14 protein-coding genes are annotated in these 21,625 nt (G+C 52.2%); 9 read left to right on the top strand and 5 right to left on the bottom strand.

Features of this window, described 5'->3' with window-relative positions; all coding sequences use genetic code 11:
• Window positions 1-30: 30 nt before the first annotated feature.
• The 3 genes from SH449x_RS07335 to SH449x_RS07325 are packed head-to-tail and all read right to left on the bottom strand — an operon-like array spanning window position 31 to window position 3,714.
• Window positions 31-375, bottom strand: a complete 345-nt coding sequence (locus SH449x_RS07335; RefSeq protein WP_482380679.1) for a histidine triad nucleotide-binding protein — start codon at window positions 373-375, stop codon at window positions 31-33.
• 24 nt (window positions 376-399) lie between these two features.
• Window positions 400-1,770: a DUF1552 domain-containing protein gene (locus SH449x_RS07330; RefSeq protein ID WP_482380678.1), complete on the bottom strand. Its 1,371-nt coding sequence runs from the start codon at window positions 1,768-1,770 to the stop codon at window positions 400-402.
• Window positions 1,771-1,794: 24 nt separating this feature from the next.
• Window positions 1,795-3,714 (bottom strand): DUF1592 domain-containing protein, encoded by a 1,920-nt coding sequence (locus SH449x_RS07325; RefSeq protein WP_482380677.1) that lies wholly within the window; start codon window positions 3,712-3,714, stop codon window positions 1,795-1,797.
• 494 nt (window positions 3,715-4,208) lie between these two features.
• Between SH449x_RS07325 and SH449x_RS07320 the strand changes: the two genes are divergently transcribed.
• Both SH449x_RS07320 and SH449x_RS07315 read left to right on the top strand, forming a co-directional pair.
• A complete protein-coding gene (locus SH449x_RS07320; RefSeq protein ID WP_482380676.1) occupies window positions 4,209-5,780 on the top strand; it encodes a cyanophycinase in 1,572 nt (523 codons plus the stop codon).
• Window positions 5,781-5,990: 210 nt separating this feature from the next.
• Window positions 5,991-6,785: a GxxExxY protein gene (locus tag SH449x_RS07315; protein WP_482380675.1), complete on the top strand. Its 795-nt coding sequence runs from the start codon at window positions 5,991-5,993 to the stop codon at window positions 6,783-6,785.
• A gap of 187 nt (window positions 6,786-6,972) precedes the next feature.
• Here SH449x_RS07315 and SH449x_RS07310 read toward each other — a convergent pair whose 3' ends face one another.
• The gene (locus SH449x_RS07310; protein WP_482380674.1) at window positions 6,973-8,184 is read right to left on the bottom strand and encodes a CehA/McbA family metallohydrolase domain-containing protein; all 1,212 of its coding nucleotides are present in this window, start codon (window positions 8,182-8,184) and stop codon (window positions 6,973-6,975) included.
• A gap of 105 nt (window positions 8,185-8,289) precedes the next feature.
• On the opposite strand from SH449x_RS07310, the gene SH449x_RS07305 reads away from it, so the two are divergent.
• The 6 genes from SH449x_RS07305 to SH449x_RS07280 all read left to right on the top strand — a co-directional run bounded on the left by SH449x_RS07305 (window position 8,290) and on the right by SH449x_RS07280 (window position 15,358).
• Window positions 8,290-9,153, top strand: a complete 864-nt coding sequence (locus SH449x_RS07305; RefSeq protein WP_482380673.1) for a hypothetical protein — start codon at window positions 8,290-8,292, stop codon at window positions 9,151-9,153.
• 30 nt (window positions 9,154-9,183) lie between these two features.
• Window positions 9,184-11,352 (top strand): DUF1549 domain-containing protein, encoded by a 2,169-nt coding sequence (locus tag SH449x_RS07300; RefSeq protein WP_482380672.1) that lies wholly within the window; start codon window positions 9,184-9,186, stop codon window positions 11,350-11,352.
• Window positions 11,353-11,382: 30 nt separating this feature from the next.
• Window positions 11,383-12,672: a DUF1501 domain-containing protein gene (locus SH449x_RS07295; protein WP_482380671.1), complete on the top strand. Its 1,290-nt coding sequence runs from the start codon at window positions 11,383-11,385 to the stop codon at window positions 12,670-12,672.
• Window positions 12,669-13,628 (top strand): WD40 repeat domain-containing protein, encoded by a 960-nt coding sequence (locus SH449x_RS07290; RefSeq protein ID WP_482380670.1) that lies wholly within the window; start codon window positions 12,669-12,671, stop codon window positions 13,626-13,628. The genes SH449x_RS07295 and SH449x_RS07290 overlap by 4 nt, the downstream gene beginning before the upstream one ends.
• Before the next feature lie 170 nt (window positions 13,629-13,798).
• The gene (locus SH449x_RS07285) at window positions 13,799-14,488 is read left to right on the top strand and encodes a GntR family transcriptional regulator (RefSeq protein ID WP_482380669.1); all 690 of its coding nucleotides are present in this window, start codon (window positions 13,799-13,801) and stop codon (window positions 14,486-14,488) included.
• A 42-nt stretch (window positions 14,489-14,530) separates the two neighbouring features.
• Entirely contained in the window at window positions 14,531-15,358 is an 828-nt protein-coding gene (locus tag SH449x_RS07280) for a phytanoyl-CoA dioxygenase family protein (RefSeq protein WP_482380668.1), read from the top strand.
• Window positions 15,359-15,371: 13 nt separating this feature from the next.
• Here SH449x_RS07280 and SH449x_RS07275 read toward each other — a convergent pair whose 3' ends face one another.
• Window positions 15,372-15,923 carry a response regulator transcription factor gene (locus SH449x_RS07275; protein ID WP_482380667.1) on the bottom strand — a complete coding sequence of 184 codons (552 nt, stop codon included), beginning with the start codon at window positions 15,921-15,923 and terminating at the stop codon, window positions 15,372-15,374.
• A 481-nt stretch (window positions 15,924-16,404) separates the two neighbouring features.
• On the opposite strand from SH449x_RS07275, the gene SH449x_RS07270 reads away from it, so the two are divergent.
• The gene (locus SH449x_RS07270) at window positions 16,405-21,585 is read left to right on the top strand and encodes an Ig-like domain-containing protein (RefSeq protein ID WP_482380666.1); all 5,181 of its coding nucleotides are present in this window, start codon (window positions 16,405-16,407) and stop codon (window positions 21,583-21,585) included.
• Window positions 21,586-21,625 lie beyond the last annotated feature (40 nt).

The following is a 21,625-nucleotide window of genomic DNA, read 5'->3' as shown; positions in this document are numbered from 1 at the left end:
GAATAAACCTTTGTCTTTCGGTGTGGGCGTTTAACCCGGAGGCCACGCTAAAGGGCGGCCTCCCAATACATGATAATGAATGTGATGGACTGATTGCCCACCGTCCCGACCGCAGTTCATGACAACACGATACCCGGACTCGTGAATTCCTAACTGCCTAGCTACCCGCTGGGCCACAATCTGCAAATGACCTAGCACCGCGGCGTCTTGATCGCTGGCATGCTCCAAAGACTCGATCGGCTTCTTGGGAATCACCAAAACATGCACCGGAGCTTGCGGCGAGACATCGTGAAACGCTAAGCAAAGTTCGTCATCATGCACGATCTTGGCTGGAATTTCTCCACGAATGATTTTGGAAAAGATTGTCTCCGCCACGCTAGCTCCTGCTAAGTTGAACCGCTAAATGCCTGCGATGACTCCATCGCTGTCACCGAACTGTTCTACCGAGATTCCTAGCTTGTGCAACATGGTCAAATACAAATTGCACAAAGGCACCATCCCTTCAAACGCAATATGCTGGCCGGTCTGAAGCGATCCACCACCTCGACCACCTACCAAAATCGGCAAATTGTCTGGGTCGTGCCGATTACCGTCCGACATGCTCGAACCAAAGACGATCATGGTATTGTCCAGCAGCGTCCCCTCACCCTCGCGAATCGACTTCATTTTCAAAAGCATCCTCGCGAATTGCTCGGTATGCCACTCGTTGATTCGCTGGTACTGTGCAATCTTGGTTTCGTTGTTTTCGTGGTGTGATAACTCGTGGTGACTTCCCGACACGCCATCGACGAAAGAGAAGTTTCTGCCAGAAACATCGTTGGCAAACATAAAGGAACAAACCCGAGTCGAGTCGGACTGGAACGCCAGAACCATGAGATCCATCATGATGCTGATGTGGTCCCGGAATTCTCCCGGCACCCCGGGCTTCGCAGCCGCGATTTCTTCCGGCGACATGGACGCTTGCCATGCCTCACGCTGGTCTCGCTTGGTCGCATACTCAATTCGTTGCTCAACGCCGCGTACCGAATCGAGGTACTCATCCATTTTGAACTGATCATCCCGTCCCAATCGTCCGCGTAGACTGCGTGCATCCTCAAGCACGAAGTCGAGAAGATTGCTGTAGGACTCCGGCGACTCAGCGGCTGCCCCCGGTTTGCGACCAAACAATCGCTCGTAAACCAGCCTCGGATTGATCTCCTTGGCTACAGGCCGGTTGGCTGATTGCCATGAGATATACGAGCCATACAAACGTGTGTACCCAACGTTGCTATCGATGCCGCTGATCACCGGTTCGGTTCCGAGCTCCAGCGACGGCAACGGGGTCTGACCGGAAAACTTCTCGGCAATGAGTTGGTCAACGGAAATGCCGCCGCTGCTGACATCTCGTCCCGTTGTTTTAGCTACTGGCATGCCAGTCAGAAAATTCGCGGTTTTGGCATAGTGACCATCTCCGCCATGGCTATTCTTTTTGTCCAGCCCCGACAGAACCAGCACGTCCGACTTGACATCTTGCAGCGGACGCAGCGAAGGGCTGAGCTCATAATCGGTGCCAGTCGCTTGTGGCACCCAAGCCTTTTCCCAGACGCCATTGGGAAAGTAGATGAAGCCCGCACGCACTGGCGGTTTCGCCAATCCACTCACTGCTGATGTTGCAGCCGAAGCCGATCGCGTGGCCAGCGATTCCAACCAAGGCAGCGCAAGTGCAACGCTGCATCCTCTTAAGAACCTTCGTCGGCCCACGGCAAGTCTTGCTGATGGTGAATCGTTCATAATAGTGTTTCCTTGCAAGATTCCTTAGTGAAAGTACCGATGCTGGAAGGCGTAGGATAGCAGGATCTCTTCGAGTATTACGGAGGCTCGTTGCTCCTCGTTCAATCGCTGCATGCTTCGATCAATGATGCACTGATCGAATTTGTTCAATTCTCGCCCCATGGCGAACCCTGTCATTTTGCGTACAAAGTGCCGCTGGAACTCGTCTTTGCGACTCAATAATAATCGCTTCAATTCGAGCGGGCCATTGAATGACTCACCCGATGGCAAGGTGCCTCGCGTATCGAGCGGCAAACCGTTATCCTCCGTTCTCCATCGACCGATCGCATCGTAGTTCTCCAGCCCAAACCCGAGCGGGTCCATACGATCGTGACAAGACGCACATTCGGGCTTTTGACGATGCAATTCCAGCTTCTCTCGTAGAGTTAATTGAGCCTCCGCATGATCGACTTCTTCCAACGCGGGAACGTTCGGCGGTGGAGGAGGAACTCGCGAGCCTAGGATGTCCTCCAATATCCAGCGTCCTCGCAGCACGGGGCTGGTCCGACCGGGATACGAGGACTTGGTAAGGGTGCTGACCATCGTAAGAATCCCGCCTCGTTCCTGAGTGACCGGTTGGCTGATGCCCACTTGTTGCCAGTCGGACTCCTCGGGGTAGTCAATCCCGTAATGCTGAGCTAGTCGAGCGCTCAAGAACGTGTACTCGGCATCGATCAAGTCTGTTAGTGGGCGATCATTTTGAAAAACATTAGCGATGAAGCGAATGGTTTCTTCCTGGGCATCGCGAGCAAGTTCGAGCGTGTAATCAGGGTAGAGGGACGAATCTGGTTTCGTTTGCAGAAAGTCGCGGAGTCCCAACCATTGCAGGCCAAAATTCTCTCCAAGAGCCCGTGAGCGAGGATCATCCAACATGCGACGCAGGTGAGCCTTGATAACCTCTGGCTCGAATATAGTTCCTTGGTCGGCAGCCTCGAGCAAGGCTTCGTCTGGGATCGAGGACCATACCAAGATCGCCATCCTGGCTGCGAATTGATGCGGTGACAGCCTTTGCACTCCGAGTGCACCAGAGTCTGATTCGACCAAGAATAGAAAATTCGGTGATAGAATCACCGCCATCAACGTCTGTTTGGTCGCTCTCTCCGGGCTACTGGTTTGCTGGTTCACTACGTCGTAAAGCTGTCGCAATCTTTGCCGGTCCACATCGACGAGCGGTCTACGCCATGCACGTTTCGCAAATGGCTCGATCCATTCCGCGAAGATATCTGTTGCCCGATCGAGATCCGCACGATGGGAAGCGAGCCAGTGCGTTGCTGCCTGGTCGCTGGCTCGCATGTAAGCCTCCAAGTGGATTGAGGAGGTGAAGAGTGAATCCCCTGCAGTATCAAACCCCTCGCCGCCAGCACCATCTTCAGGGGGCAAATCGTCTTCTGAGAGTCTGAGGCCGACTAGATCGTAAATCGCATTGCCGTATTCGTATCGAGACAGCCTTCGACTCATCACGTAGCCACGATACCAGCTCTGCGTTTCATCGGTAGCAATCTGATCGCAAAGGTCTTCGCGAGGGCGAGAATCGACCCAACGATGAAAAGCACTTTTTTCCCTATCGTTTAGGCCGGGGCTATCGGGTGGCGGCATTTCGTTTTGCCTGACACGCTTGGCAACACGCTCCCACATGTCACCCGCTTTTTGAGCCAAGTCTCCGTTCTCAAACTTGGCTAAGTTGAGCTCCCCCTCGGCATTCTCCTCATTATGACAAGAACTGCATTTGGCTTTGATGATTGGCAGGACGCGTGACTCGTAGGTCGAACGCCATTTGGCCCATGCTGCATCATCGTCAGCGTTGACTGCACACGGGGCACACAACGGTACCAAGCAGACAATCAGCCATGAGTAACGCAGAGCTAACCAACAGCGTAGAGACACATTGGTAAAAAAAGGATTCATATCACGGCAAGCAGTCGCTCGTAGGTAGGTTCGGTAGGGGGGAGTGTGATTGGTGGTGAACCGTGTTTGGCGGGGAGGAAATCTGGAGGGGGCAGGTCCACCTCATTAGATTATAGACGATGGCGTGTTGAATGGGTACTGAGAAATTTCTGGTTGGTAAAAGGTGAGCGGCAGAAGAAGTGCCGGATTAACGCTGGCTGGTACGCAAGTGAATCCCGCTGGCTCGTCCAGCGGATCGTTAGGTTTCCTGCAAGCGAGGCACGTGCATTCCAAAAGTGAGTTGCGGTAGAATTGCATTTGGCTAGCGTCTGATGGACTTCTTTCCAGAAATCTCCGCTTTCCCGTTTTCGATGCTGCGAATCCATTATGCTAATCAAACGCCCGATCGTCCAATCGCCTGATCCCCCTTACACTATGATGGAGAAAAGCTCGTGTGTTTCCGCGTCACGCGTTGTAGGTCAAGTTTCTGTGCAAGTCTTGTTGGGATATGGTTTTTGTGGATATCGAGCGGTCTTGTTTGTCGTGCAGATGATGCGTTCACTTTGCCTATAGTTTCTCCCGAAGGTATTGTGGGCAAGCTACTAATCGGTGGTGGCGGTCGCCTACCAGATTCTGTGATAAAGAGCTTTGTCCAAAATGTGCCGGAACCGAAGAACGTGGTTGTCATTGGAACGGCTTCTAAGGAGCCCCACCAAGCCGAGAAGAGTGCCATGGAGTGGCTCGCCGAAAATGGCCTGACAAACTTTAATGCCGCGCATCAAGATGACGCAACTCCGATCGATCTCGAAGATTTGGCGAAGTCGATAGACCAATGCCAAGCCATTTGGATTTCAGGTGGCGTGCAGAGTCGTCTCGCCGATGCCTATGCTGGGACCATGGTTGAGTCGAGCATGCAGGGTTTGCTCAAAAGAGGAGGTATCATTGGAGGCAGTTCTGCCGGAGCCGCTATCATGAGTCGCGCGATGATAGCCTCGGGCCGTGAAAAGCCCGTTATGTCAACGGGACTCGATCTGCTTCCTGGTTCCATTTTGGATCAACATTTCACCGAACGATCACGACTGTCCAGACTGCAGGCAGCTGTTGCTCAGAATCCTGGCTTAGTAGGTATCGGAATTGACGAACAAACGGCATTGTTCGTCGAGGGCCGATCGATGCGAGTTCTCGGCAACGGGGCTGTGACTCTTGTTCTCGGCAAATGCTCCTATCGAGAGGAAACGGTAAGAAGAGTTGAGCCTGGGCCGCGGCTCGATCTGGTGCAATGGCTAAGAGCGGCCGAAACACGGAAATCGGATTGCGATCCTGGGATCCCGCTGGGCACTCCAGAGGTGAGTAACGGTGCTCTCGTGATTGTAGGTGGGGGAGGCATGCCTCGATCTGTTGTTAATGAAATGATCGAATTGTCGGGCGGTGATAAGGCGCATTGGGTTGTTCTGCCAACCGCTGTCCCGAAAGCGCAAGTTCGAGCAAGCGTGCCGTCATTTCTGCAACGTCGTCAGGTAGCATCGATTGAAGTGTTGACACAAACAGGCCCTGACGAAGTGAACACACCCGAGTTCCAAACCGCATTGGAAAAAGCGACCGGCGTCTGGTTCGATGGGGGTAGACAGTGGAATTTTGTTGACGCCTATGCGGGTACGAATGCCCTTGAATTGTTTCACAAGGTGCTGGAGCGTGGAGGTGTAATCGGTGGCAGTTCAGCAGGCGCAACCATCCAGGGTGAGTTTTTAGTGCGAGGCCACCCGCTGGGCAACACAGTCATGATGGCCGAGGGGTATGAGCGGGGATTTGGCTTCCTGCCAGGAGTCGCCATCGACCAACACTTTGCGCAGCGAAATCGTTTCCCGGATTTGGTGCCTGTTGTTCGCACTCATCCGAAGCTAGTGGGAATCGGGATCGATGAAAGCACGGCCCTAGTCGTTCGCGGCCATACCGCCAAGGTGATTGGCGATTCGGCAGTCCACATTGTCACCTCCGATATGCCTGGCGGCGAGGAATCAACTGATTGGAAGTCGTATTATAAAACCTACCGGACAGGTGAGAGCTTTGATTTGAAGGCGTCATATTAAGGTTCATGCAGGAACTTAGTCCGGTTGGCACGCATGGTACGGAAACGCAGAGGCGCTCTCCGCGTCTCCAGCTTCAAAGAAAGATGACTGATATGTTGAATCAAATTTGGTTTGGGGTAGGTAAGAAAATGGAGGTAAGAAGATAGGCACGCGAGATCTTCTTACCTCCATCTTCTTACCTTCCTCTTCCCCAATAATCTAAAGAGTCCAATGCCAGTCCGCTGCAACGTCCCTATCGAACCTCTTTCGACAGAAGAATTCCGAGACCTTGACTATTTAGTCATGCGTCATGCGTTTGATTCTCAGAATGAATTGGGCCGATTGGCAGATGAACGGATTTATCAAAATGATCTTGCTGAACGACTGCGTAGCGAGGGAATTGAAGTCCAGCGGGAACTCGAAATCGTTGCTTCCTTCGATCACTTTACCAAATCGTTTTATCTGGATTTGCTCGTGGCAGGTCGAGGCGTGTATGAGCTAAAAGTCGTCAACGCCATTTCAGAGGCTCACATCGGGCAATTGCTCAACTATCTGTTTTTACTCGATTTACCTCGGGGTAAACTACTGAACTTTGGAAGTCCGAAAATCACGTTTCAATTCGTCAACGCTCCCTTTCGGACAGCTCAACGTCGCACGTTTCGATTCGTTGACCATCAATACTGCGGCGACGACCAATTTAAACAACTGATTCTCGGTTTGCTTCGCGATTGGAGGACGTCACTGTCATTGTCACTCTACCGTGAGGCGATTATCGAGTTGCTTGGTGGTGAAGACGTGGTTGAAGTGAGACTTCCGTTATGTCGCAAGGGAGTTAACTTGGGTAATCAGCGATTCCACCTTGCGACTCCGAACTCGGCATTTAGGGTAACAGCCATGACTCGAGAATCAGATCAATATGAGGATCAGCTCGCTCGACTGATCCATTTTAGTCCGCTTGATACTATTCATTGGATCAACATTGGGCATGAAGAATTGGTTTTGAAGTCTGTTCGGCGAAGGGGGTAGTTTGGAGTTTGGTAAGAAGATGGAGGTAAGAAGATAGGACTGGAAGCGAAATTCACCGAATCCAATTCGACCGAATGTTTCGGAAGCACACGAAAGAGCGATAGTTGTTTTTAGAGGAATTGCCAAAATGCATTCTTCGAGAACAGAAAATCATGTCGAATCGATTTCGACATGCAGGCAAAAGACGTTATGGCACTGGACTGAGAAGACGTCGAAACTCCGTACGCGGCACGCATAGCACAGACCATGCGGCTGTCGCTGGTGGAACGGTTTCGGCCCGATCATTCGGCAATCTTGCTCGAATCTGGATTTCCTGCGTTCCCAGCTCATCACATCGCAACTCAAGCAGTTTCCATTCGTGCTCATCTCCGGAAAGCCACGAGCTCGACAATAGATTCTCAAGTATCCCCGCGAAGCACTGATGTCCGGCTTCGTTCAGCGAATCAGCGACGGGCGAAGGATCTGATGCCTCTATGATAAGCTGCTGCTTGACACGAGCTTGGTTATGGATCGAAACTAAAAATCGATGAGACCGATGCTGCACGACTTTTTCAGGAGCGCGAATTAGCTCTATCTCAACATTCAAATCGGGCGTGACCGTAACATGGAGCAGTGTCAACGGTTCGGCCCCTTTTCGCAACGCTTCATAAGTATCTGAGGCTGCGAGTTGACTAGTAAAGTCCGACTCATGGCCAACAGGCGATACAAACCCGGCTTGCATCAGCAGCCGATCTCGTTGAACTGAGATGTCAGCTGTAAAATCGGGAAAGCGACGGTCCTCTATAATGCGTTCGAAACGCTGTAGGGAGTCTTGAACGTACGCCAGCGCTTCGTTTCTCTGGTTGGTGTTGGCAAACTGACCTCGTAGCAAGATATCTCGGCTATGCGAGCGGATGCGTTGAATCCATTCGAGTGCGGCTTCTTCTCGGAAAATCGGCTTTCCTTGTTGGTGAACGTACACAGCGCTTGTATGTGCGATATCAGGATGCCATAGCGCATTCCAGCGTCCATTTCTCGAACAGCGAGCCACTATCCAGCAACTTTCATTGGCTGATAGATCAAACTCTAGAGTTACTTCACGCTCCGTCGTTTCGAGTTCCTTCAGTATGACACCATTCGATAGCAACTGTACTTGACCGAGCGGAAATCGAGATACAGCATGCAGCTTGACCCTGTGGATCTGGCTTTTGTCTGACAATACGACGGATCCAGGTCCATGATCGTCGACCGTCAGAAGTAAAAGAGGACCGGAAGTCGTAAAGGTCCGACCGCGACGGATGCCATCGATCCACTTTTCATAATCAAAGGGGCCATCGATTTGCACATAGGAGCGAGCGCAGCCCACGATCCTTGCTGGATTGGGGTAACCACGATGTGCCAGCCATTTAATTCGGCACAACGAGCTGAACTTTGCAGGTCATCGTGCTACAATCCCAAACTACTATTTGAGTCGCGTTGAATTTTCGCGAAATGAGTGGGCTAAGGGGAAATGGGTAATACGAACATGCGAATTTTTGCCGCGAATGTACAGCTTTTTATGATTTCGTTTTTTGGATGCATCCTTTGTGCGGCTGCTTATTCGCAAGAAACGTTGTTCTCAGGTCCTCAGCCGGGAGAGGCGATCGAACCGTTCTCGGTCGTTGGTGTGTTCGATGACGTGGCAGGCAAAGAACTGAACTACCTCGAGTCTGAGGACAAGAAGCCTCGGGTACTAATCTTCATCCACGAGGTGAATCGTCCCACCATTGGCTTAGTTCGCTCACTTTGCGAGTATTGCCAAAAGCGTCCCCAAGACGAACTATTTACGGGAATTATCTTCTTAGATGACGACCTCTCCGCCGCGGAAACCCAGCTGAAACGCATGCGACATGCTCTACCAAAGTCGACAACAATTGGTATCTACCCGGATGGTAAGGAGGGGCCTGGTAGTTATGGACTGAATCGCCGCGTTGCTCTGACTGTTATCATTGCAAACCAAGGGAAGGTTACCGCGAACTACGCCTTGGTTCAACCAAGTCTCCAGGTGGACCTCATGAAGATCGTGAAGAGCATCCACGACGTTATCGGTGGCGACATGCCCACGCTCGCGGATCTTGTCGGCGAAGCTAACGAGATGCGAGGTCGCAACTCAGAGGAGGATCCGCCGAATCTGCGACCACTTCTAGCACCGCTGATCCGTCTAAACGCGTCTGACGAAGAAGTCATCGAAGCAGCGGAGCGTATTGAAAAGGCTTTCACGGAAGATCCTGCGATCCGACGTGAAGTGACACGAATCGCGAAGACGATTGTCGATGCAGGAAAACTTTCTAATTATGGTACTGCAAAAGCGCAGGAATACTTGAAACGCTGGAGCGAGGGACAACCATAAACAAAGCCTCGAAATTCAGAGGGACTTGAGATGTATACCTGGCTGCCAATACTATTCTGTTTACTTTGGAACGACGGACAGCCATCGCAAGGGATTTCGTTTGATTCTGAAATCATTCCTGTACTTACCAAATCAGGCTGTAACTCGGGCGCTTGTCACGGAGCTGCGGCAGGTCGCGGCGGTTTGCGGCTGTCTTTATGGGGGAATGATCCGGACTTCGATTACGAATCGCTCGTTTATGCTTTCGAAGGACGTCGAGTTAATCTAAATGATCCACGAAGAAGTCTGATCCTGTTGAAAGGGACGGCAGAGATTTCGCATGGCGGCGATGCAGTTCTGGAAGAGTCCAGCGAACCGTACAGTCGCCTGCTCGCTTGGATTCAATCGGGGGCGCGTCGGGGCACTGCACCCGAGTTATTGGACTTGACCATCAAACCAGATAAGTTTCGCGTCCCACTTAGTACCAAATCAGATGAGCCACTTCGCGTTATAGCACATTTTGACGGTAAAGAAGCGATCGATGTAACCGAGTGGGTAACGTTGAGTATCAACGATCCATCTGCGTTTTCCCTAGACTCGAACAATCACATCATCGGGTCTCGCTCGGGGCAACATGTGGGCGTCGTGCGTTTTCTTGATCGAGTTCTTCCGTTTCAGATTGTTATCCCATCGGAACCGATCTCGCCCAACGAAATGCAAGCTCCAGGAGTTCAACACGCGGAGTTGCCTATTCATCCCGCTTCGCAGTTTATCGATGATCACATCGAGAGAACATTGCGCGAACTTCGGTTACCCGTTTCGCCATCGATTAGAGAGTCGAGATGGCTGAGGCGGGTATCTTTGGATTTGACTGGTAAGCTGCCGAGTTGGGAGCAAATTACCGCTTACCATCGGTTACCCGCCCCTTTCCGGAGAAAACAATTCGTTGATGAGTTACTGGCTAGTCAAAGTTTCGTTGATTATTGGACATGGAAGCTAGCGAGACTGCTCAGGATCCGTTCGATCCCTAATGATCCCGAAAGCCTTCAAGCTTATACTCAGTGGGTTCGCGATTGTGTTCAGGCGGGTGTTGGTTGGGACGCCATGGCTAGAGAACTGCTAACTGCTACGGGAGACTCGCATAGTATCGGTCCTGCGAATTTCACGCGTCTCGTGCCGGATGCCCGCGCTCATGCCGAGTTGGTTTCGGAGGTTTTCGCTGGGATTCAGTTGAAGTGCGCGAACTGTCATAATCATCCTCTCGACCGTTGGACGCAATCTGACTACCACGGTTTTGCAGCGATATTTGCCGGTATCAGTCGATCGCGGCAAGTCGAATGGACGGGACGCGGTTCCGTAACAAACCTCAAGACCAAAGAACCAGCTATACCAAGAATACCTGGAGTACGAGATCTACTCACGGGCGTCGATTCCCGGGGGGACATTGTCGACTGGTTGTTGGATCCGAATGAATCCCTTTTGGCCAGAGCCATGGTAAATCGACTTTGGAAAGAGATGATGGGCCGAGGGCTTGTAGATCCCGTAAACGATTTGCGGGACACGAATCCAGCCACGCACCCCGAACTTTGGCAGATGCTAACGCAGGAATTCATCGATCACGATTATGATATCCGAACGATTCTCAAGAGCATTGCCCTGAGTCAAGCGTACGCCAGAAGCGACCAGAGCGTTCCTGGAAACGAGACGGACGATCGATTTTATTCTCGTGGTCTGACTCGTGTGCTCGCACCGGAGATATATGCTGATGCGATCGCTGATGTTACGGGTGTCCCGCTTCTAGTGGACGGCAACTCCATCCGTGCGATCTTACTCTTGGATTCGTCAACCTCCGCCGAAGAATTGGACCAGTTGGGGCGATGCAATTCCACTATGTGTTCGGACGATTCTGGTTCAAGTGAAGGCTTGTCTACGCAACTTTATCGGATGAACGGAGGCTTTATTAACGAGCGATTGATTCACCCCGAGGGTAGACTTCGGCAGCTTCTGGCTCGCGGAACGAAACCAAACGAAATCGTGAACGAGTTCTTCAGGATCGCACTTGGTCGTGAACCCACAACTAGCGAACAAACGAGGTGGGAGAGTGAGTTTCGTCTCGAAGCGGACGATCATGCTTCTCAGGATGTTCCTTTGAGCTTATCTCAGAACTTAGAAGACTTTGTGTGGAGCTTGCTCAACTGCCGAGAATTTAATGAGAAATGAAATATGAATTCAGCACCGAGACATTTTCCAATGAGGCGACGTGACGCGCTGCAGATCGGGGTGATCTCCGCTTTGGGGTTAGGGTTGCCTGAGTTCCTACAGGCTGCGAATCGTCGGAATGTTTCTACGAAGCCGCGAGCCAAGTCCTGCATACTGCTTTGGCTCGATGGAGGGCCGAGTCATTTAGACATGTGGGATTTAAAGCCAGAAGCGCCGGCTGAGGTTCGAGGTCCGTTTCGTCCCATTCCAACGGTTACGCCAGGTATTCAGATCTCCGAGTGTTTGCCAGAAACCGCTAAGGTAACGGATCAAATTTCGATACTCAGGTCAGTCACCTCGCCGCTCGGTGAACATGGTTTGGCGAACCGCTATCTCCTCACGGGCTATAAACCCTCAGAGTCGCTAGAGTATCCCTGTTTCGGTTCGGTCATGTCTAGCGTTCTTCCTGAATCTACGGCACTGCCCAAAGCGATTGCTATTCCTCAGGCAGGCGTAGCTAGTTCTGGGTTTTTGGGAAGCGAGCATGCGTTATTCTCGACGGGAGGTGATCCCTCGAAGCCCGACTTTCAAGTTCGCAATCTAGGCCTCTTTCCAGAGGTTGATGAGACTCGTTTATTGAAGCGAAGAGACTATCTCCGTGAGTTTGATCAAGCTCAAAAAACGTTTGATGCCACTAACAGTAGGCAAGATGAAAGTTTTGAGCGAGCTTATCGATTAATCACCTCACCGGATGCTAAAGGTGCTTTTGAACTAGCTGATGAACCCGAGCACATTCGGGCTCGTTATGGGCCTCGGATGTTTGGTCAAAGCTGTTTGTTAGCGAGGCGTTTGGTCGAACGCGGAGTACCCTTTGTAAGTGTACATCATACGGGATGGGATACGCATGACCGATTGAACTTGCAACTCAAGGAGGGTTATGCGGGGGCAAAGGAAGGTGTAGGGTTGCTACCCGTTTTTGACTTGGGCTTCTCGGCACTGATCGGCGATTTGAAATCGCGAGGCATGCTCGATGAGACGCTGGTTATCGCCATGGGAGAGTTTGGTAGAACGCCGAAAATCAATACGCAGGGAGGACGAGATCATTGGCCGCGCGTCTTCAGTGTTGTATTCGCGGGTGGTGGCGTCCCGGGAGGGCAGATCATTGGAGCAAGCGATCGAATTGGCGAGAGTCCGGTAAAGAAACCTGTCATGCCAAACGATCTCGCATGTACGATCTACACCTTGCTCGGGATCGATCCATCAAGAGAGTTAAAGACATCGGATGGACGTCCCATTGCCATCAATCAAGGGGGCCGGGTTATCTCGGAACTGCTTGGATGATAGTGCGAGACTGTTTTAGAAACGTATTTGTGATTTGCGGGGTTTGGTTATGGGGGATGGGGATTGGCAGTGTGGTCGCCGAGCCTCCTATAACAGCCTTGCGATTGACACCTGATAAAAAGTCGTTGATAGCCGGATCGCAGCGAGGCTTAGAAGTTTTACAGCGACAGGATCTGTCCGTTAGTCAACGATTGGAAACGGAATTGGAGCATATTCATGATTTGCAGTTTTCGTCCGATGGCAAATGGCTTGTCGTTCTTGGGGGAATGCCATCGGTTCATGGAGCAATAGAGTTGTGGAGCTGGGAGGATAAGAAGCGGGTAGCGGTCCTACATCACAGTGACGATTTGATTTATAGCAGTGCATGGATGGTGGGAAGCGACCAAATCGCGGTTGCATCGGGCGATGGTGTTTGCACGATTCATCGTTGTCCAGACTTAGGCATTTCTGGGACATTCGGAGGGCATTCTGGAGCTGTCGTTTCGCTTCGAGCGTTATCCGACAATCGGATCGTTTCAGCTGGGTTTGACCAAACGATTCGAATATGGGAATCAAAATCCGGAACGAGCGTTCGTGAATTGGATAATCATACGGATATGGTGAACGATCTAGTTGTGATTGCACCGAGCGAGCAGTTTCCCAAGCAGAGGCTTTATAGTTGCGGTCAAGATAAGACGGTCCGCTTATGGGATCCCGAAACTGGGCGGCTAGTTCGTTTTCAGCGGCTTGCAGCAACGCCCCGATGTATGGCTTGGGATCAGGTGAAGAGCCGTTTGCTGGTAGCTTGCGACGATAAGGTCGTGCGGGTTCTCAGCGCAGATTCGCTGGTTGTCTTACAAGAATATGCCTCGAAGATCGAACGCGTTTTCGAAATAGTCATCGATTCAGAAGCCCGCCAAGCGTACGTAGCGGGTGCGGGAGGCATCGCGGCGTTCAAGCTCGAAGAATCCGAGTAGATCCGGTCAAGTTTGCCTTGATCTGTGGAATCATGCTCCGGAATTCAAGGAAAAAGATGGCTGACACCGGTTAGATCCTCCTACCCACTCTTTTCTTGTCGATCTAGATTGTATACAATCCGATTGAGGTTGTGCACAATGTATCTTTGGTTTCCAAGTGTGTGAGAAGTATGGATCGGTTGCCAAGCCATGGCGAAAAGCGAGAACACATTGTGGCTTTCGTTCTGCAGAAGATTGTTGAGGGTGAATTTGCGCCAGGGGCACGACTCACTACCAAGCAGATTGCGGAATCGCTCCATGTCAGCTTGACCCCTGTTCGCGAGGCTTTCGCGGAACTTGCGGGGCTCGGGGTGATCGACTTAGAGCCTAATCGTGGTGCGACGATCCACAGCTTTACTCAGCGCGAAATACAGGATGTTTGCCGGGTTCGGAGAGCTCTTGAGTGCGAGGCGATTCGCGGTGCGGTTTCAAGAATACCCAAAACTGTGATCTCCCAACTGGATGCAGCCTTTCGAGAGCTCGCGGATAGACCTATCAAAGGCAAAGAAAACACCACCCTCGCACGCGAATTGGATTCCCAGCTGCATGACTCCATCGCGATGTATTGTGGCAACGAGTTCTTGCATCGAGAGTTGCAGCGACTGTCCAAACTGTTTCGTTCCTTTCGCGATGCATCATGGGCCGACTCGGAATCCCGTCTCGATTGCGATCGGCTCCAAGAAGAGGCAAAAGAGCATGCACAAATCACCGCAGCTCTGTTGGCTCGAGACAAGAAGCAAGCCGTACACGCTATGGGGCAGCACATAACTGCATCGTCGAGATACTGGACACGAGGCATCGTGTACTCTTCTCGCAAATAGCCGATTTCCCCTTTGTTTTTCTCACTAAACACGAAAGTTATCATGAAAGCCTACTCCATCGTTCCGACCGACCAAGAGCTCCAGTCGTTGAATCGCGATCTGCATTTCTATCCGACTTTCAACGACCATCCCAAGACTTTGACCCCCGAGCAAGTCACCGCGTTCAACGCTGATGGCTACGTTGCTCCCTTGCAGATTTACAACAAGGAAGAGATCGATTCGATTCGGGCCTACTTCGACGGACTTTTAACGAGGGTGCTAAGTTCTGGGGGAGATAGCTATTCGATTAGCTCCGCTCACATGAAATACGGTCCGGTCTACGACATTCTTACCAACCCTAAAATTGTCGATTATGTCAGTGATTTGCTCGGAGACAACGTCGTCGGCTGGGGCTCGCACTTTTTCTGTAAAATGCCTGGCGACGGAAAAGCGGTGGCTTGGCACCAAGACGCCAGCTACTGGCCACTAACTCCTTCAAAAGCCGTAACGGTTTGGTTGGCGATTGATGATGCGGACGAAGAAAACGCATGCATGCGATTCATAGCGGGCAGCCATCACCATGGGCACATGACCTATCGGCCCAGCAGCTCGGACGACCACAACGTCCTCAATCAAACGATCGACAATCCCGAGCAATACGGACGGGTGGTTTGGAATCCGCTCCCAGCCGGTTTTGCCTCCATCCACTCGGACTTGTTATTGCACGGATCGGAAATGAATCGTTCGAATCGACGCCGATGTGCGTTGACCATCCGATACTGTGCGGCGGATGTACGTGCCGCCTTGGGCTGGAATGAAAAGGGGGTACAGGTGCGAGGCCATGACGACAGCGGCCATTGGAAAAACTTGGTCCGTCCTGCGATGGACTGACGGAGCGCCGGTGCTAGGGGGCTCTTTTGCGTAACTTGCGTTGAAGTGAACGGCGATGGATTCCCAGTCGTCTAGCAGCTTCGGAGATGTTTTGATCGCAATCCGCCAGAACCCGGTGGATATGCTCCCATTCTGCCTGAGCTAGCGTTGGGACCGGAATTTCCTCGTTGTTTTCTACTGCTTCGACCTCTGAACCGCCTCTTCGGAATGCCGAGAGGATGTCATCGGCATCAGCAGGTTTTGGGAGAAAGTTAACTGCTCCGAGCCGAATGGCGTCTATGGCGGTCGCGATGCTCCCAAAGCCGGACAAAATCAAGACCTTAACGTCTGGGCTGATGGCTTTTAGGTCTGCGATGACCGTTAGCCCAGTGCGTCCGGGCATCCTCAAATCGACCACGGCCAACTCGGTCGGGTTGGAACGGAAAACGGCCACCCCCTCGTCGCACGTTCCGGCTACTTCCACCCGAAACCCTCGCTCGGCAAAGGCTTCTGCCAAGCGGTCGCGCAGGACATAGCTGTCGTCAATCAACAAAATGCTTTGATAGTTGGGATCTTTGAGATCCATTGATTCCCCGAATCGGCTCGAACAACGGATTGATTTTGAACGGGTGAAACCGTACAGAACCAAAACAAAATCGGACAAATTTTAACTGATCCGACTTTCGCAACCAGCCGGACTCAAAAGTGTAACATGCTAGGAGGCCCCATGCACGCCACCCGGTAGCTGATTCCAATGCAAACCTCGGTTTCCCTGGGAAATTTGCGAAAAGCCAGCTGTTCCATACCCCTAACGTGAGAAACTCGGCCTGAAATCGGACGTCGGGGCAAGTGCGCGGTATTTTGGTCTGTGCCGAAAATTACGATCGTGAGGAACTTTGACACTTGGGCAAACATCTTAGACCAGAATCGTTTTGTTGACATGCGTAGGTGTCCAACTACCATGGAAATTCGCTTGTTCTAGCCAGAACCCTGTCATTGTTACGGGAACAAGGGCTTTTCCAAGTTGACCGCGTCTCTTTTCCAACCGTTTTCCATCTGGGGATCTCATGTCGAGTCCACGAAAGTCAGCTGTAGAGAAAAATTTCCAAATCCGATCGCAAGAGGCGAAAAGGCGTCAGGCAAAGCGGGCAATGCGAGTGGAGCAACTGGAAGATCGCCGGCTTATGACAGTCGCTCCGATCAATGGCATGTTCTATCCACCGATCGGTTTAAATACAGCATGGTTTAGTCCCAATGTGCCTCGGGAAGTTTACGCACAGCGATCCGCCATACAATTTGGATCTGGTGGATCGGGTGGTGGAATCAGCACGGGAAATGGTGAGTCCAGTTCCTCCTTCTCTACCGTAGAAGTAGAGCCTAACAACACGCCTGCCCAGGCTCAGTTGCTGCCGCTCGGGACGACTCCGGGGCGTCATCAGACGGTTACGGTCACGGGACGGCTCCCATTGGCCAACGGCATCCGGGACGTCGACTACTTTGCCTTCGACGCGATTGCCGGCGACATCATCACGGTTCGCTTAACCTCCCCCGCAACTCCGACACCGTTCGATGTCTCGATCGTAACCGCCAATGACAGTCCACTTATTGGGTCACTTGAAAATCAGCTCCGCCCAACCAACGCAGTCCCCCCTGGATCAGTCCCCCCAGCATCCCCTTTGGCAGACACAACTTCGGCGGTCGCGTTCTCCAAAGTGATTCCGACAACTGGGCGCTACTTCGTCCGTGTTTCTGATGGTACTCAGCAGTACTCGTTACGACTAGAGGCACGGAGACCAACGATTGAAGCCGAGCCGATTGGAACCAGGCAAATCGTTTACGTAGATTTTGACGGAGCGACCATCAACCAAGGTACCTTCGGTTTGCCGACGACCAGACGTATCCCAAGTATGATGGATACCTTGGCCAATTTTGGCTTCTTGCCGTCCGAAGAGAACGCCTTGATCGACCAGATGATGGCGACCATCCAAGCTCGTTTCAATACCGATTTGGCAGCCTCAGGATTTAACGGATACTATCGCCAAGATGGCATACCTGGTTCGTTCGATGTAGAGTTCCGAAACAGCCGCGACCACGCTGACCCGTGGGGATTGCCGAATGTTTCTCGAATCATCATCGGTGGCGACGGGGTGGACCTAGGTATTCCGACCTATGGAATCGCGGAAAGTGTTGACATTGGTAACTTCATTCGTGAGGAAACCGGTATCGTCATTCTGGGGGAAATGATTCCGGAAATCGCAGCCATCCCTCGGGCTCCAGGACGCTCCCTTTTGGACGCGGTGGCCGTCGCCGTCGGTAACGTAGCGGCTCACGAGCTTGGTCACATGGTTGGTGGTCGACACCAAGACAATGCCAATGGGGTCATCACACTCATGGATAGCGGTTCGCCGCTTGCCATCCAGGCGTTGGGAGTTGGACCGGACGGAATCTGGGGTACAGCCGACGACATCGCAGTGGGTTTTGGACGAGACCGCTACCAACCCGAGGAATTTTTGTTCGGCATTGTAGACCACCGAGCGACCTTTGCTTTCGGTCTGTCGACCGGAAAGGTTGGCAACGTCATCACTGGTAATCTCTTTAACGATTTGAACCGAAACGGTTCACGTAATGCTAACGAGCCGGGCATTGCGGGCTGGGAAGTCTTTGTCGATCTAAACGGTAACGGCGTACGGGATTTTGATGAGCCAAGAGCAGTTTCGGATGCGAGTGGAAACTACAGCTTGACCGTCCGACCTGGTCAATACGATCTTAGAGTCACGCGTCCAGCCGGCTGGATTGCAGCGACAAACGCCGATGTGGTCAAGAGTGCTGACGTTCGAACAGGCAATGCTGTGGTGAACTTTGGATCGGTTCGACCCAACAACGAAGTCACTGGATACAAGTGGTTGGACGTCAACGGAGATGGGATTTGGGATGCGGGTGAACCACCGTTGGCGGGAGTCTATGTTTACATCGATTTGAACCTAGACGGTCGACCTGACATTGGCGAGCCAGCGGCGATTACGGCTGCCGATGGGTCCTTTAGATTGACACCTCCAAGAGCGGGCACCTTTGTAATTCGTGAGGTTGTTGACGCCGGCTTCCGACAAACCTTCCCGGTTGGCGCGAACGGTAGCTCTGTGGACAGTGCAGGCCGCTCTATCGGTCACACAGTGGTCTATGATGGGGTGAATCCGATCACTGGATTCAATTTCGGAAATGCAGAGTTCGCAGATTGGGGGGATGCTCCAAGCCCCTACCCAACCACTCGTGCACAGAATGGTGCTAGCCATGGCTTCTTGCAAGGTCTCACGCTAGGTACACTTTGGGATGCTGATCCAGATGGACGCCCATCATTCAATGCTGACGGCGACGATTTGGCGGGTATCGATGACGAAGATGGAATCACGCAGGTTACCACCTTTGTTCGAGGTGATGGGAACAACATTCTCCGACTGACCGCAACGAACACGACAGGAACATTGGCTTACGTTCACGGTTGGATGGACTTTAATGGGGACGGCGATTGGAACGATGCGGGTGAGATGGTCATCAACGCCCTGCAGATCCCAAGCGGTCCGGGGCTATTCACCCAAGACATCATGTTCACGATTCCTGCCAACGCGGTGGACCGGGTCTATGCTCGATTCCGCATATCACAACAACCTACGCTTGGACCTGCTGGGCGGGCTGCGGCTGGGGAAGTAGAGGACTACGTCTTTAACGTGGTCAATGGTCCGAGACGGGACCTTCAAGACGATATTTTTAGCGTCGGCAGAAACAGCATCAATGAAGTTCTAGATGTTATCGCCAACGATTTTGCACCTCCCGGTGTCACCTGGACCATCACCGGTGTCTCTAGCAGTAACCGAAATGCTCGCATCCAAATAGATGCCGCAACGAATAGGCTTCTTTACAGTCCCCCGCTGGGCTTTATCGGAGTGGACGAGTTTACGTACACAGCGCGATCTTCAACGGGCGTGACGGGAACCGCTCGGGTGACGGTCAATGTTCTCGCACGCTTCGCAGACCCGGTCGCAGTCGATGATTCCTTTGATATTCCGACCAACTCGATCGGTTTTCCACTAAATGTGCTGGCGAACGATATTGAGGGACAAGGGGGCGCTCTGGTCATCACTTCGGTTTCGACTCCGAACCGAGGAGGAACCGTGACGATTGGTACGGGAGGGCAGAGTATTCGCTACACTCCAGTGCGTGGGTTTGGCGGCACCGAAACCTTTACCTACACGGCAACCGACGGGACTGGCAAGACTACCACTGCCAACGTCACCGTACATACCCTCGAGGGAGCCAGGGCAGACGACATTGTCGAGTTCAGCTTTGAGTTCTTCGACTTGGCCGGAAATAGAATTACCCGGATCGCTCAAGGCGAGCAGTTCCGAGTAGCAGTGTATGTCGATGACTTGCGACCAGAGCGAGGTGCTAGCCAAGTGCCACCGGTGTTTGTCAACTCGCCTGGAGTTTACTCGGCATACTTGGACATGTTGTACAGTGCAGGCCTGGTATCTCCAGTATCTCCGACGACCCCGGGCGGATTTGACTTTAACGTTCAATTTGGACCACTCTACCCTGCAGGTAGAACCGGTTCTGCACAAATCCCTGGTGTGATCAATGAGCTTGGGGCGTTCGCTGGGCAGATCTCGAACATGGACAATCCGAATCGAGAGCTCCTGGCGACTTTGCTGTTCACAGCAAATTCTGCCGGTTTGGCAGAGTTCATTGCTGATCCTGCCGACTTGAGGCCGCAAAGTGATGTAACCGTTTTCAATACACCTAACGCACCAGTCCCAACCGACGAAATTCGCTATGGGCGAGCTAGGTTGGAAATTGTTCCAAGTGGAACGAACTTCCCGATAGCCGTCGATGATTCTCCAACGTTGGTCGCGGGGGTAAATATACCGATGGTACCTGCTGGACAACCATCCGTTATTGATGTCATGGCCAACGATGTCGTCGGTTCGAACGGTCCAATTCGGGTTACTTCGACGCGAATGATGTCCGCAAACGGACAAGTAGTGATCGTTGATAACGGTGCGAGAGTTCAATACATACCGAATACGAACTTTGTTGGTACCGACCAGTTCGAATACACGATCACTGACCAACGAGGCTTTACCTCCACCGCGACGGTAACCTTGAATGTCGGTTCGTTTAATCAGGTTACGGCAGATGATCTTGTTGAACTCCGTCTCGAAGTGACCGATATGAACGGTAACCCGATTTCGCAGGTTGCTCCGGGTCAGCAATTCCAGCTACGCAGCTACGTCAGGGATTTGAGGGATTCTGCTTCGCCGCAGCCACCGAGGCCAGGCGTGTTTGCCGCCTACCAAGACATTCTTTTCTCGAATAACCTCGTGACGGTCGATCCAGCATTGGCGCCTTTCTTCCGAAGCGACTTTGTTGGTAGCGTATACCGTCAAGGAAAGTCAGGTGACGTGTTTGTGCCTGGTCTTATCAACGAGATCGGCTCCTTCCAAGACAATACAAGCGATCCGCTCGGTTTCCCTGAGAGATTGCAATGGGTCTTGAATTTCACCGCTGGCAGCTCGCTTGGAACAGCCCGATTCACTGGAGATCCAGCGGACGTCAAGCCGTTTAACGATACATTGTTGTTCGATCCAACCACTCCGCTTCTGACCAATCAGATTCGGTATACGACCACCACCCTGCAGATTGTTACTCCCGGTGGTGGCACAGGTGGGGCAGGGGGAGGCTCCGGCGGAACAGGTGGAGGCACGGGCGGCGGTTCTGGTGGCTTCACTAACTGGGGCAATGTCTACGATGTTAATAATGATGGATTTGTGTCAGCGATCGACGTGTTAATCATCATCAACGCACTCAATAGCGGCGGGGCTGGACCTCTAGGAAGTGGTGGGCTTGAAGGCTCCGGAGAGGGTGGAAATCGGTTCTTCGTCGATGTGAACGGAAACGGTTACCTAGATCCGCTTGACGCTTTAGAGGTAATCAACTTCCTCAATTCCTCTTCGATGATGACGGGAGAAGGAGAGGGATCGGATGGGATCCATCTGCGAAGTGGGGAAATGCCTCTCGTCGAGATGTCATTTGCACGCACTGCTCGAGGTTCCAATGTCTACGACGAACTAGCTTATTACACAAGCGTTTCGCAATCGGATAACGAGACGAATGCTTTTGTTGGGAACATGTTCGATACCGAAGACGAAGAAGAAGATTATCTAGATAGTTTGGCGGCGAGTTGGTTTGTTAGCTAGCAATCTGGTTGGTACAGGTGATTGATTCGATGACTTAGTC

Origin of the sequence: Brakhagea baltica (assembly GCF_052161605.1) — a bacterium.
Lineage (GTDB): Bacteria > Planctomycetota > Planctomycetia > Pirellulales > Pirellulaceae > JBKCUI01.
The sequence above is the reverse complement of the archived record's forward strand: the minus strand, read 5'-3'. Positions and strand labels throughout refer to the sequence as shown.